Source organism: Trichococcus ilyis, assembly GCF_900109135.1.
In the GTDB taxonomy this organism is placed as follows: domain Bacteria; phylum Bacillota; class Bacilli; order Lactobacillales; family Aerococcaceae; genus Trichococcus; species Trichococcus ilyis.
On sequence record NZ_FNYT01000046.1, the window covers coordinates 1 to 12428 of the forward strand.

Here is a 12428-nt window from a genome sequence, read left to right on the forward strand (position 1 = left end):
TTGACTTACGCATATCGGTTTTTCCGCAAACAAGATAAATGTGCTTAACCTTGGTGTAATCAACAATCATCCATCACAGCTCCTTCAATAAAGCGTATAGGATGTATTTTTCAATGCCTTGATATACTGAAACCGTTCGGTTTCGATCCATATCCTTTATTTCAAAAGCAAGTTTTCGCTCGTGTGGCATTGGATCAAAGTCGTTTTGACTATCTAACTGAATAGGGACAATGTCCGGCTGTCTTTCCATTTGGGTACCTCCGTTATCTATGATAACTGAAGTATAAATGGAATTAATCATCCTGATAAGCTACCTGATTATTTGGCGCTTACTTTTGTATTCGTGTCAGAAGCATTCGTGTTAGAAAAATGTCATATCAAAAATACTTATAGTCATTCCAAAACCAGTATAGTAAAATTATAGGGATAAGTCTGGGGAGCGGCCCTTTTTTTCTTTAAGTGAGGAATTGGTGGTCAATATTGGGGCTTTTTGATGAGGGCATGAGAGAAGAAGACACACATTGGATGAAATATTTGCAATAATCAGGCAACATTTTCGCAAGATTGTGCTGTCAAGTGCGCGTGAATGGTCGCTTTCTGGTTTGTGCCCCCTTCATTTTAGCGATACTCCATTATCGCCAAAACGGCAAGTGCAAACATTCCGAAGGAGAAATCATCGAACTGGTCACAGACCCAGGCAAAATCGGATAAGTGCAACATCCAATTGCCTTTGTTTCCTTGCCTGGAGATTTGGACCAACGGGGCTCCAGTTTTGCGGATGCCCCTACGGAAGTATCCAAAAGGAAAAAAAGATGGTTTGAATTTTTCAGAAATAAGAGTTATTTTTAAATATGATTTGTCAATTTAAGCTAGAAAAAACTGATTCATCTAGGTAACTAAAAAATACTTCCAACGGTGTTTGATAAATCAATATCTTTCTTGGAATATTGTTCCTTTTGTCGGCGACTGAAGTGACAAAAGGCTGGTCCATCTGATTGAAATCCATTTCCTTAGGTAACCCGTCTTTTCGAAGGAGACCATTGGAATGTTCGTTCAACCCGCGTTGGGCTGGTGTACCTGGGTCGGCAAAATAGATGGAAATGTCGTGTTTGTTGCTTAACGACTTCCAATTGGAGAACTCTTTTCCACAATCAAACGTTATTGACTTGAACAGGTGCTTCGGTATGGCGTTAAAACAACGATCCATGACGTTTTTAACGTCGGATACCTTCCGCCCATCGGGCTTCAGGGTGATGATGACTTTGGAGAGGCGTTCCACCAATGTGATAACGACACTTTTGTGGTGAACACCAACGATCGTATCGCCTTCTTATGTGACCGAATTCTTCCTTGAAGGAAGGATAATCAGACTCCCAATCTGCGATATTTCGCTTGAATGCCTGTTTTCCCCTGCGTTCTTGATGGCCATTCGGTTTTCTTTTTCCCTTCATGGGAAGGGTGGCTTCATCGAAGGTCTTTTCCTTGAACTAGCGATAAAGGGTTCGCATGGAACAACTGATTGTTTTCTCGTTGCGACCGATGATGATGTCCGATGTCCAGCCTTGGGCAAAATTTTCTTTGATGTAGGCCTGTTGATCCTCAGGTAGGACGATTTTTCGTCTGCCACAACGCTTCTTGTTTTCCTTGTACTGTTGATAGTACTCAAGGGCCGTATAGCCTTCTTTTAGGAAGTTGATGACGTTGTAGATGTGTGTCCGGGATCGTTTCAGATACTCGGCAATTTTGGCAACTTTGATGAACTGGCGATAGTAAGCCTCTATCATCACCAGTTCATCCGTGGTAAGATAGGTGTAGATCATTCGTGATCACTCCTATGTATTCTTTGGTCGGAACTACATCTTGAGTGTATCACGAATGGCTCTTTTATTTGTCTAGCTTAATTTTACAATCGGCGTTCTTAAAAGGCGACATTTCAGATAAGTAATTAGTCATGAAAATCTTCGGGGAATATAGACCTGATATTGTAGTGTACCTGACTGCTCAAGCCGGAGTGCGTTACCCTATTGAAAATCCAGATGTCTATATGCAAAGCAATGTTGTTGGATTCTTCAATATTTTGGAAGCCTACAGACATTATCCGGTGGAACATCTTATATATGCCTCATCAAGTTCCGTATACGGTTCAAATAAAAAAGTGCCTTTTGAGGAAATTGATTTTGTCGATTATCCTGTATCGCTTTATGCAGCGACTAAAAAATCAAATGAATTAATGGCGCATACATATAGCCATCTTTATAAGATCCCTTCTACTAGATTACGGTCCTTCACTGTGTATGGTCCTTCACTGTGTATGGTCCAATGGGCAGACCGGATATGGCTTATTTTGGATTCACCAATGAGTACTTCAATGGCGAACCCATCAAAATCTTCAATAACGGGGACTTTGAACATGATCTTTATCGCGGCTTCACCTATGTCGACGACATTGTGGAAGGGATTGTGAGTCTGTTGGATAATCCACCTACGGATGAAGTGTCAAGCAAAGTCTTTAACATCGGCAACAACAATCCTGAGAAGTTGATAGTGTTCATTGAGACGTTAGAAAAAGCCTTAAGTAAATCCCTAGATAGGGAAGTGGTATTCGATAAAGTGTTCGAGCCAATCAAGCCGGGCGATGTGCCCGCCACTTACGCTTCAACCGATTTGTTGCAAGCGGCAGTTGGATTCAAGCCGGAAACTTCCATTGAAGAGGGTCTTCAAAAATTTGCTGATTGGTATGTGGACTACTACAAGGTGAAATAAAAGATTTCATAGATTTAAGATATAGTAGAAATTATATGATAATGGGAGATGTATAATTTGAAGATTACGGTTGTAGGAACAGGTTATGTAGGTTTGTCTAATGCCATCCTTTTTGCGCAACATAATGAAGTTGCTGCATTGGAGATTGTAGAAGAAAAAGTGAATTTGATTAATCAGAAGAAATCTCCGATTGTCGATAAAGAGATTGAAGAGTATCTGGCTACGAAAGAGTTGAATCTGCTGGCGACAACGGATAAAGCGGCAGCTTATAAAGACACTGATTTTGTCGTTATCGCTACACCGACAAACTATGACGAAAAGAAAAACTTCTTTGATACATCGTCTGTTGAGACCGTCATCGAGGATGTTTTGGAATACAGACCGGAAGCAACCATGATCATTAAATCAACGATTCCGGTAGGGTACACGAAAGAAATTCGCAAAAAATACGGAGTGGACAATATTATCTTCTCACCAGAGTTCCTAAGAGAAGGCAAAGCTTTGTATGATAATTTGTATCCATCGCGTATTATCGTAGGGGAACAATCTGAACGAGCTGAAAAATTTGCGGAATTGCTGCGTGAAGGTGCAATCAAAGGAGATATCCCGGTATTGTTCATGGACTCCACTGAAGCAGAAGCGGTTAAATTGTTCGCGAATACTTACTTGGCTTTGCGTGTGGCGTACTTCAACGAGTTGGACACATATGCGGAAGTAAGAGGATTGGATACGAAATCCATCATTGACGGGGTAGGGCTGGATCCAAGAATCGGAAGTCATTACAACAATCCATCTTTTGGATATGGCGGCTACTGCCTACCGAAAGATACGAAACAATTATTAGCGAACTATGAAGATGTGCCAAATAACTTGATTCAAGCGATTGTCGAGTCCAACCGCACCCGCAAGGATCATGTTGCTGACATGATTATACAACGTAATCCAAAAGTGGTTGGGATTTATCGTTTAACGATGAAGTCTGATTCCGATAACTTCAGATCATCTTCCATCCAAGGCATCATGAAGCGCATCAAAGCAAAAGGAATTGAAGTCGTTGTCTATGAACCGGTATTGAAAGATGAAACATTCTACAATTCCCGCGTGGTAAGAGATTTGGATGCATTCAAGGTATTGTCTGATGTTATCGTATCAAACCGTTTTGCATCTGAATTGCAGGATGTTGAAGAGAAGGTTTATACGAGAGATTTGTTCCATGAGAACTAAATAATAGATTATGAAGAATCCAGAATAGGCTGTAGTGTGCTTGTTCTGGATTACTTATCTTATCAAGAGTAAGCGCTATTACAGTTTAAGCACTGAGTGCATAATTTCATTCCATATTAAAGGAGCAATCGTTCATATGCAAAAAGTCAGAAAAGCAGTGATTCCGGCGGCCGGGTTCGGTACGCGTTTTCTACCGGCAACGAAAGCGATGGCGAAGGAGATGTTGCCGATTGTCGATAAACCGACCATCCAGTTTATCGTTGAGGAGGCAATTGCGTCCGGCATCGAGGAGATCCTGATCGTCACGGGCAAAAGCAAGCGCGCGATCGAGGATCATTTCGACTCAAATGTCGAGCTGGAGATGAATCTCCGTGAGAAGGGCAAGGACGAGCTGCTGGCGTTGGTTCAAGAGTCAACTGGCGTGCGTATCCATTTTGTGCGTCAATCATATCCGTTAGGGTTGGGACATGCTGTACTGCAAGCGAAAGCTTTTGTTGGCGACGAGCCATTTGTGGTCATGCTTGGGGACGATTTGATGCAGGATGAAGTGCCGTTGGCGAAGCAACTGATCAACGCTTATGACCGCACGCATGCATCGAATATCGCAGTCATGGCAGTGCCGCAGGAAGAAACCTCCAAATATGGCATCATCGACATTGACTCCGAGCTGGAGCCGGGGCTGTACAATGTCAGCCGCTTTGTTGAAAAACCGAAAGCCGAAGAAGCGCCGAGCAACTTGGCCATTATCGGTCGCTACTTGTTGACACCGGAAATCTTCGAGATTCTTGAGAACCAGGCCCCCGGAGCAGGTGGAGAAATCCAACTAACCGATGCCATCGATACCTTGAACCAAACCCAACGTGTCTTCGCGAAACGATTTGAAGGCACGCGATATGATGTAGGGGATAAGTTTGGGTTCATGACGACCAGTATCAACTATGGCCTAACACATCCGGAAGTCAAAGACAAACTGAAGGACTTCATTATTGCGCTAGGGAAAGAACTGTCCGGCGAAATCGAAAGTGATAAGACATTGACTGATCCGATCGTTTCAGCAGTGTAGAAGTACGTGTAAAAGAAAAACGCCGTTTTTCTGGTGTCTGCCATTTTTAAGTTGGTCAGTAAATATTTCAGTAAGTATATATTTTTAGGGTAGACACTGCGAGCATACATCCAAGCATAAACTCGAGGCATTTGTCGGATTTAATTCCCGGCCGGTGCTTCGTTATGTTCTACAGATAGAAACACCCGATGGTGTTGTCAGTGGCGTCAACTCCGACAAGTGCTAGTTGGTCTGCGCTCACACGCGCGCAGACCAACCAGCTGCTATTATGAATTCTTTCATCGGAGTTGATGTATGTGCGAGTGGCTGAGATTAGCTGAAGCCATCTGATTGGAGTAATCGATTTTTCGGATTCTCAGATCCGCGATGAGGAACAAGAAATTTTGTGAATATTGCAGTTCAATAGAGCCTGTGCAGGCAGAAAGGTGAGCCGCTGAATGCGAGCGTGAGAGCCATTCATTTAGCCCAGAGGAGAGTGACTTGAGGGCAATAAACCTCCGACAAATTGCAGTGGAGCAAGGGGAGAAGCTCTATGGGAATCCTCTTACAGGTGCCTACATGTTATTGAATAACGCTTGAATCAGCGATGAAAAAGCTGATTACGCCGACGGAACATTTATTTGAAATATTTAGAAAAGGGCTTTTCTTTTGGAAAAGCCTGTGTTATTCTAATTGAGGGTTAGTTAGCCAAAAGAATAAACTTGATTTTAAAGTGAAAAATAATGGCGTTAGTCATCGTTAAGCGAAAATATAGGATCTTTTCCCTAGGGATATTGTATGTTTATAAACTAACGTTTGATTTTTAACAACGAATGAAAGCGTATACTTTTGCTAGCTTGTCCAAAAAAATTGAGCGGGGGATACAAAATGGAGTTTGAAGTAATTTCACCTTATTGTGGTTTGCACAAGGAAGGTGATACGGTAAAGGTTTTTTATCTGGAGTTGGAAGATTTGGCGAGGGAATATATTTTTGGCAATGCGCAAGATGCGCAGGAATTCTGCAATGCAGCTAAAAATTTGGACGCTTTTATAATCAACGTACCGAAAGGGAAAGAGGAACTGTATCATCTGGAATTTTTGGATCAAATTATCAAGGATAAAGAGTACAAATTGATCGTACACGAGGCGACTCCTGAGGACGAGCAAGAAGCAAGCTGATGGTTACAAATTACTTGGGGTAGATGGTTGAACAGTGTTTTGCCGATACAAGTGACTAAGGCAGTCATTGATGCGATGGAATGCTCAATTATGAACAACCGCTTGGAGCAATAGCTGATCACGGATATTTTATTCGAAGATGAATGAAAGCGTTTTAGTAAAAAAATTATTGGAGGAAAACTATCATATGTTTCATTTGAAGATGGTTGCACCCTATTGCGGTGTCAGCAGATACGACAGAAACTTTTTTCTTTATTACCTCAATACGGACGAGAACCTGCGCCGGGAGTATGTATTCAACACGGATAAAGATGCAGATGATTTCAACAAAGCCCTCGAAAACCTGACCGCCTTCATGAGAGGCATTCCTGGGCGCAAAAAAGAGGTCTACCACCAAGCATTCCTGGATCTGTTGCTCAAAGACGTGGACCATAAACTATCCGTCCGAACAAATCCAGGTGGCCCTACTGCAGCCGCATCAGCAATCCCGTCAGCACTGTTATCAGCGTTTGAAAAAAGGCTATCATAAAGGAACAGAAGGAAGAGGCACGGCCGGTGGTCCGGTTTGTGCCTCTTGCTGTGCTGAGAAATGGGTTCTTCCGCAAAAAGACGTTTTTTTATATTTTCAACATTAATTTAGCCCGTAATAGTTGAAGACTTCCTCTACCATACATTATTCGTTTAATCATCTTTAGTTTATTATTTACGCCTTCGACAAAACCGTTGCTAAAGGGAGACGCCACTGAATTTTCGACCGCTTCAATATCCTTCAACAGTCCTTTCGCAAAGGCTTGTAAGGATACAATCCCGCTGTCTAGGTGTTTCTCTATGAACAGATACAGGAAAGGCATATTCCCACATTCGTAGATTTGTCGAAAAGATTGAATACATAATTTTATTTCGTATAACATCGGATAATGTTGAAATAAGTATGCGTGGTGCGATTCTTCTAATGGTTCACTGAACCAAAGAAAACGAAAAATCATCTCCCGTGTCACATAGTCTGCTTGACAGCCTTTCGATCCTTTACGGTGGGGAAGTTCAGTTGTTCGATTCTTATAATGCCCATGGAGGGCAAACTTTCTCTCTGCTGCTGTTTCGATTTTGGATAAATACTCATAAGCCGTTCGCTTAGGAACGTGGCACCCCTTCTGGGTGATATAGTCGATAGTCTCTTTCTTAGACAACTCATGGTTGAAGCAGAATAAACAATCCGCCAGATACTTCCCAACCTGCCCAGATTGAAAACCAATTTCGGATAATGTCTTGGGGTCGCCTTCGGCGTATTTGGACACTGTTCTTCTCCCAATACCTAATCGACGGGCTGCCTCACTGTTGGAACACCCCTCTGATAAAAGGCCTTGAATCTGTTGAATTAAGTGATAGCGTTTAGGATTAAGGATGAATTTGTCGGGTGCAATGAGTTCAGTCGTTTTTTTTTAAGTCAGATTCAAGTGAGGCATCCGGCTGATCATGCAAAATTTTAATGGAAGCAGGAACAGAATGGTTTAACGCTTTTTTAACAGCAGTCAATAAATTCTGGTGAAGATGGAACCGATCAGCAATCTGCATCACATCAGGCAATTCTTCCGAGAGAACTTTGGCATAAGCGCTCGCACGATCACGTGTGACGGTCTTAATATGAGGATTTTGTTTGAGCCAATCTTTCAACGTACTGCCGTCTCGACCAGCTAAGAGTTCAATTGGCAAATGCGTTGCCTCATCGACTAGGATGGTCCCATATGTACACCTTTTCTTAAAAGCAAAGTCATCGATTCCTATGGTATCCCCAAAAAATGCCTTATCCTGCTCATTAAATTTGCTAAGTAATAGCCGAATAACGCTATCCCCACTAATACTTAGACCCATTTGATGACAAATTTTTGCGCAACCTTCGGCACTTGTTTCGAGGGCTAAAGCGCAAATAAAGGATTGACATCGCTCGGTCATCCGACTGCGAGCATCTAAAAAGTGCACGAAGTTTTCTGAAAAAGTACTAACAGAACAAGCGGAGTTTAAGCACTCATACTCATGAGTCGTTATCTTCAGCTGGACGTTTTTACCTAGTTTCGGTAGATCTTGGACTGTTCGTCGATGTGTCCCATGGTAGTGAGTTGATGTCACTTGGCATTGAGGACACCCACAGGCAGATGTGATAGATTTTAAGTGAATCACGATGGTATCTTCGTCTTCATTCACCTTTATTAGTTGCAGAGATTCCATCGGGTAGAACGTTTCTAAGTTAAGTTCAACAGGCTTCATCATGATAAACTCTTCTCTTCAATAATCTCCCTGTCGTTCATTTGCTCTTATTATAAAATCAATGAATTTATTCCACAATCAAAAACGTCTTTTTGCTGAAGAACCGAGAAATGAGCCACTGAATGCGAAGAACAGAGCCGGTTATTGCGAGCATGAGAGCCATCCAAAAGCGTACACAACCGATCGTTTTTTCAAGAAATGCGTGAGAAAAGGAGCAAAAATGTGAAATTGACCTTAACTGATTTCGTATCCTATGGAACAGTCAGAATCGAATGTACGGATAAAAATAATCAGGTGACGGCGGGGACTGGATATGTAGTTGAATTTAAGACGGACGAAGAAACAGGTACAGGTATTACCGCGCTCATCACCAACAAGAGTATCATCAGAGGCGCCGAAAAGGGAAACCTTGTTTTTACAACAGAAAGCGAAGAAGGGGAGCCTGATGATAAAAGGCAGCACAAAGTATCGTTAATACAATTTGAAAAAAAGTGGGTGATGCATCCAGATTCCGCAGTCGATTTGTGTGCGTTACCGATAGACGCACTTGTCCAGAAAGCGGAATCCAAGGGCATTGAGCTTTTTTTTACTGTAATAGATATGGGATTGATTCCAACGAATGAACAACTCGATGAGCTCGACGCAATGGAACAAATCGTAACGGCAGGCTTTCCTGATGGGCTATGGGATGCGGTAAACAACAGGCCCGTTTTAAGAAGTGGCGTGACAGCCACGCATCCCAGAATGGATTATAACGGCAAGCAAGAATTCCTGATAGATGCTGCCGCTATGTCGGGTACGAACGGTTCTCCGGTGTTCATCCTCGATCAGAATGGCTACGTCGATCGGGACGGGAAGTATTATCCTGATGAAGACCGTATCCTGTTCCTGGGCACGCTCTATGCAGGTCCGCAGGCAATACCGGAATGCCAGCCGAAGAAGAGTGACGTTCCCGCATCAGCTTCAGCGCATCCGCCGATCAACTTCGGACGCGTGATCAAATCCAACCGCCTCCTGGAACTGGAAGCATTATTCTGACGGATAAGAGAAGAACGATCGCCTTTAGATGGCGGACGCGCTTCTCTTTTTGTATTATCTACATACCCAAGGTATGGCTGCGGCGCTCCCTCCGCAGAGCGCCGGCTTGCCGGATAAAACACTCCGCGCCGATGACCCAGCTCCGATCAGAGTGTTCTGGCCGGAGCTGGTCGGTTTGAGCGTGGCCCACCTCCGGCGAAGCCACGCTGACCGGAGGTAAGCCTCTTTTCGGATTCTCTGCTCCGGTGAAAGCCTGCTCATCGGAGCTGCCCCGCATCTCTGATGAAACAACTACGTATAACTCCAAGAATTTCATGTGTTGGATTGATGGCAGCGGGAATTTTGACTATAGGAATATAATGCCAGAAACCTGTCGGGAAAGGACTATAATAGGTATAAGTTGTGTCAAAAAAAAGAAATGATGAACCATCAAGCTTTCACTTGTATGAAATATCGTTTCTAAAGTTCAATGGACGATTTTTTTATGCGCATTTTGTTTGAATTCATCAGATACTTTTGCATAACGGAATAGTGTAAATAAATCACTATTTGTTAATCACTGCTCACTGATTTTGACAACAAATTTATTTTTGGAACACTCCATCTGACGTGGAATTGTCTATAATCATTAATCCGGAATTTCAGTAAAATATTTATAGTTATTTCAAGAATGATATAGTACAATATTCTACAGTGGGGACAGCGTTTATGCGAAGCCCCGGGTGAATTTTTATGACCAAAAGGGATGTTGTGGGAAGTTATATAAAGGTAAGGGGAGTTTGTTTAGGAGGAGTATTGAAATATGACGCTTAAGTTGTCACGCAAACAGAAATCGATTGTTTTAATTTTACTGGATTCATTTTTTATTTTCGTATCCGCGATATTGGCCTACTGGCTGATCCAGACTTATATCGCACCGCCGAATACGTTTTTTTACGTCATGGTGAGCATCTGCATCGGCAGCTACATTATGCTGGGGCTGCGGAGTCACTTATTTGCGAGGATCGTCCGCTACACAAGCATCTATGAAGTCGGAAAGTCCACGATTTTGATGACGGCTTCTTATGCAATCTCGGCACTCATTTCGTTATTTTTCATCAAAGGGATCAGTTTCCGCTACATTTTCCTGATGTACATGTTCAGTCTGGTGTTCATTCCGGGTTCGCGTGTGCTCTGGCGGTTCTATCATGAGTGGAGTGATGGCAAGCTCAGGAAGAGCAGTTTGCCTGCTGAAAAAATGGTCCGGACGTTGGTTGTCGGGGCCGGTGCTGGGGGCAGCATCTTCATCGACAGCATTCTGCGCCAGCCGAGTGAGATCGAAATCGTCGGCATTGTGGATGGCGACAGGAACAAAGCGAATTCGCGCTTGTTCGACATCCCGGTGGTCGGTACGAAGGAGGACATTCCGGAATTGGTGAAGGAATTTGCTATCGATCAAGTGACGATCGCTATTCCATCGTTGAAACCGACGGAGCTGGAAGCCATCCTGGAATACTGCAACCAGGCCAATGTGAAAGTGAATCAGATGCCCCGGATCGAGGATGTCCTGAAAGGCAAACTGACTGTCAGCCGCCTGCGCAACATCGATGTGGTCGATTTGTTGGGCCGCGAAGAAGTGCAGCTGGACCGTACCAAAATCGCCGAGCAGTTGGAGAACGAAGTCGTCTTGGTGAGTGGTGCCGGTGGTTCGATCGGATCGGAAATCTGCCGCCAAATCGCGAAATTCGGGCCGAAGAAATTGATTTTGCTTGGCCACGGCGAAAATTCGATCTATCTGATCGATAAAGAATTGAAGAACTTATATGGACGCACGATCGAAATCATACCCGTCATCGCGGATATCCAGGACCGTGACCGTATTTTCCAAGTGATGGAAAACTACAAGCCCGATCACGTCTTCCATGCGGCTGCGCATAAGCATGTGCCGCTGATGGAATACAATCCGCATGAAGCGATCAAAAACAACGTCCACGGCTCCAAGAACATGGCGGAAGCCGCCAAGGCAGCCGGCGTGAAGAGCTTTGTCATGATTTCCACAGACAAAGCGGTGCGCCCGACGAACGTCATGGGCTCGACGAAACGGATCGCCGAAATGCTGGTCACTTCGCTGAATGAACCCGGCAAAACCAAATTCGCCGCCGTCCGCTTTGGAAATGTCTTGGGCAGCCGCGGCAGCGTCATTCCGGTGTTCAAGGAACAGATCGAGAACGGCGGCCCGGTCACCGTCACGGATATGCGCATGATCCGTTACTTCATGACCATCCCGGAAGCCAGCCGACTGGTCCTGCAGGCCGGCGTGCTGGCTAAGGGTGGCGAAATCTTCATCCTGGATATGGGTGAGCCCGTCAAAATCTCTGATCTGGCACGCAAGATGATCAAGCTGTCCGGCTATACGGAAGCTGAGATTCCGATTGTGGAATCAGGCATCCGGCCTGGGGAAAAGCTCTACGAGGAATTGCTGGTTGATGGACAGCTGTCCGACAATCGGGTCTTCGAGAAGATCTTCGTCGGCAACGCGACGAAGTATGACCGGAAAGAAGTCTTGAAGTTTGTCGAATCGCTTGAAGGCTTGGGCAACGACAAGCTGCGCGATGAAGTAATCGCGTTTGCGAATGAATATGTGTAGGATTAAGTAAGCAACTATCTATTTGTAAAACAAGCACACCCGCTTGGACCAGCATTTTTGCTGGCAGCGGGTGTGCTTGTTTTTTTGCGTGCTAACTCCGACGGAGCTAGCGCTCGTCGGAAGACGGTGTTGCGCCGGGTAGTTCAACTCCGGGGAGCGAATGCTAACCGGAGGAGAGTGCGTGGTGGGGAGGTCGAACGTAAGCGCCAAATAATCAGGTAGCTTATCAGGATGATTAATTCCATTTATACTTCAGTTATCATAGATAACGGAGGTACCCAAATGGAAAGACAG

Annotated in this window: 9 protein-coding genes and 2 pseudogenes; 7 read left to right on the forward strand and 4 right to left on the reverse strand. The window is 44.1% G+C overall.

Annotated features, from left to right (window positions below; translation table 11 throughout):
• Nucleotides 1–73 precede the first annotated feature (73 nt).
• Both BMX58_RS14795 and BMX58_RS13965 read right to left on the reverse strand, forming a co-directional pair.
• The gene (locus BMX58_RS14795; RefSeq protein WP_157077219.1) at nt 74–250 is read right to left on the reverse strand and encodes a hypothetical protein; all 177 of its coding nucleotides are present in this window, start codon (nt 248–250) and stop codon (nt 74–76) included.
• A 609-nt stretch (nt 251–859) separates the two neighbouring features.
• Nucleotides 860–1820, reverse strand: a pseudogene (locus tag BMX58_RS13965) (IS30 family transposase).
• Between the two features lie 95 nt (nt 1821–1915).
• Here BMX58_RS13965 and BMX58_RS15095 point away from each other — a divergent pair.
• From BMX58_RS15095 to BMX58_RS13990, 5 genes and pseudogenes are all read left to right on the forward strand, one after another.
• Nucleotides 1916–2763, forward strand: a pseudogene (locus tag BMX58_RS15095) (GDP-mannose 4,6-dehydratase); the annotation flags it as partial.
• 57 nt (nt 2764–2820) lie between these two features.
• Nucleotides 2821–3987 carry a nucleotide sugar dehydrogenase gene (locus BMX58_RS13975; protein WP_068624970.1) on the forward strand — a complete coding sequence of 389 codons (1167 nt, stop codon included), beginning with the start codon at nt 2821–2823 and terminating at the stop codon, nt 3985–3987.
• A 136-nt stretch (nt 3988–4123) separates the two neighbouring features.
• A complete protein-coding gene (galU, locus tag BMX58_RS13980) occupies nt 4124–5050 on the forward strand; it encodes a UTP--glucose-1-phosphate uridylyltransferase GalU (protein ID WP_068624969.1) in 927 nt (308 codons plus the stop codon).
• A gap of 867 nt (nt 5051–5917) precedes the next feature.
• On the forward strand, nt 5918–6208 hold the full coding sequence (locus BMX58_RS13985; RefSeq protein WP_068624966.1) for a hypothetical protein: 291 nt from the start codon (nt 5918–5920) through the stop codon (nt 6206–6208).
• Nucleotides 6209–6395: 187 nt separating this feature from the next.
• Nucleotides 6396–6737 (forward strand): hypothetical protein, encoded by a 342-nt coding sequence (locus tag BMX58_RS13990; protein ID WP_068624964.1) that lies wholly within the window; start codon nt 6396–6398, stop codon nt 6735–6737.
• Nucleotides 6738–6825: 88 nt separating this feature from the next.
• Here BMX58_RS13990 and BMX58_RS13995 read toward each other — a convergent pair whose 3' ends face one another.
• Together BMX58_RS13995 and BMX58_RS14000 are read right to left on the reverse strand one after the other, a co-directional pair.
• Nucleotides 6826–7503 (reverse strand): transposase, encoded by a 678-nt coding sequence (locus BMX58_RS13995; protein WP_084254049.1) that lies wholly within the window; start codon nt 7501–7503, stop codon nt 6826–6828.
• A 130-nt stretch (nt 7504–7633) separates the two neighbouring features.
• Nucleotides 7634–8473, reverse strand: a complete 840-nt coding sequence (locus tag BMX58_RS14000) for a transposase (protein WP_204243817.1) — start codon at nt 8471–8473, stop codon at nt 7634–7636.
• Between the two features lie 219 nt (nt 8474–8692).
• On the opposite strand from BMX58_RS14000, the gene BMX58_RS14005 reads away from it, so the two are divergent.
• Together BMX58_RS14005 and BMX58_RS14015 are read left to right on the forward strand one after the other, a co-directional pair.
• On the forward strand, nt 8693–9508 hold the full coding sequence (locus BMX58_RS14005) for a trypsin-like peptidase domain-containing protein (protein WP_084254048.1): 816 nt from the start codon (nt 8693–8695) through the stop codon (nt 9506–9508).
• Between the two features lie 802 nt (nt 9509–10310).
• Nucleotides 10311–12134, forward strand: a complete 1824-nt coding sequence (locus BMX58_RS14015) for a polysaccharide biosynthesis protein (RefSeq protein ID WP_068624957.1) — start codon at nt 10311–10313, stop codon at nt 12132–12134.
• Nucleotides 12135–12428: the final 294 nt, after the last annotated feature.

Bases quoted from the DNA above. Each gene is read 5' to 3' on its own strand.
- BMX58_RS14795 (WP_157077219.1), bottom strand. From the start codon at position 250: ATGGAAAGACAGCCGGACATTGTCCCTATTCAGTTAGATAGTCAAAAC.
- galU (WP_068624969.1), top strand. From the start codon at position 4,124: ATGCAAAAAGTCAGAAAAGCAGTGATTCCGGCGGCCGGGTTCGGTACG.
- BMX58_RS13985 (WP_068624966.1), top strand. From the start codon at position 5,918: ATGGAGTTTGAAGTAATTTCACCTTATTGTGGTTTGCACAAGGAAGGT.
- BMX58_RS13990 (WP_068624964.1), top strand. From the start codon at position 6,396: ATGTTTCATTTGAAGATGGTTGCACCCTATTGCGGTGTCAGCAGATAC.
- BMX58_RS14000 (WP_204243817.1), bottom strand. From the start codon at position 8,473: ATGATGAAGCCTGTTGAACTTAACTTAGAAACGTTCTACCCGATGGAA.
- BMX58_RS14015 (WP_068624957.1), top strand. From the start codon at position 10,311: ATGACGCTTAAGTTGTCACGCAAACAGAAATCGATTGTTTTAATTTTA.